Source organism: Butyrivibrio sp. INlla21, assembly GCF_900116875.1.
Classification (GTDB): Bacteria; Bacillota; Clostridia; order Lachnospirales; family Lachnospiraceae; genus Butyrivibrio.
Map to the genome: position 1 here is coordinate 1 of NZ_FPCC01000070.1, position 1,256 is coordinate 1,256.

Annotated in this window: 1 protein-coding gene; it reads left to right on the forward strand. The window is 38.8% G+C overall.

Translation table 11 applies throughout. The features are described 5' to 3' along the window. The coding region (locus BM377_RS16080) for an IS110 family RNA-guided transposase (protein ID WP_143104538.1) at positions 1-1,096 on the forward strand (1,096 nt) is incomplete at its 5' end. Positions 1,097-1,256: the final 160 nt, after the last annotated feature.

Here is a 1,256-nt window from a genome sequence, read left to right on the forward strand (position 1 = left end):
AACATTCACCATCAAAAACAATCTCGATGGGTTCAATGATCTTTATCAGAAAATAGAATCCGTAATGGAAGATGTATCTAAAGTAAAAGTAGGGCTAGAAGCCACAGGACACTATAGCTACAATCTTCTTGGATATCTCGTTGATAAAGGTCTACCCACCTTCGTTATCAATCCGTTACATACCAATCTGTACAGAAAAAGTCTAAGCCTTAGACAGACAAAAACGGATAAAGTAGATGCCAATACGATTGCTTCTATGCTCATGTCAGATGTAAACTTAAAGTCCTACTCTGACACATCGTATCACAACGAGGAACTCAAGTCACTAACCCGATATCGCTTTGATAAAGTAAAAGAACGGGCAAAGCTCAAAACTTCCATATCTCGTCTGATCTGTATCCTTTTTCCTGAATTAGAAAAGCTTGTTCCAACTCTACATATGAATTCCGTTTATTCATTGCTATATGAATTTCCCGGTGCTAAGCAAGTAGCAAATGCGCATCTTACAAAACTTTCAAATCTACTAGCAGAAGCTTCTAAGGGCCATTACGACAAGGATACTGCCATAACATTTCGAGATGCAGCAAGAGCCTCTATCGGCTCAAATATGCCCGCAAAATCCCTTGAGCTAAAGCATACCATCAAACTGATACGCGAACTTGATTCCGAGATTGATGAGATTGAAGGTGAAATCAAAGCTATTATGGACACCATCAGTTCTCCGATTCTAAGCATTCCCGGAATAAGCTATCGCATGGGAGCCATGATCATAGCAGAGATCGGTGACTTTAACAGGTTTGACTCTGCTGATAAAATCCTTGCATATGCCGGTTTATCACCTTCCACATACCAATCCGGGCAGTTAGATAACTGCCATCCAAGAATGGAAAAACGAGGTTCAAGATATCTACGATATGCTCTGTTTAATACCACCATCTATGTCTGTCATTGGGATCCGACATTTAGCGCTTACCTTGCCAAAAAGCGAGCTGAAGGGAAGCATTATTATGTGGCTGTATCCCATGCCACAAAAAAACTTGTGAGACTGATATATCAGCTTGAGAAATCTCATCAGTTATACAACAAAGCAGCTTAACTAATTCCATACAAATCTTCTTTCAAGAGCATCTAAAACGATGCTCTATTTGTCATGCAGTTTTCAAGGTGCTGAATACGATGCATAAGTCATCGTCGCTATATTTAAAACATTTCTGTTTTAAAACATTTTTATTGACTTTCTTTAATAGTTAGTCTTA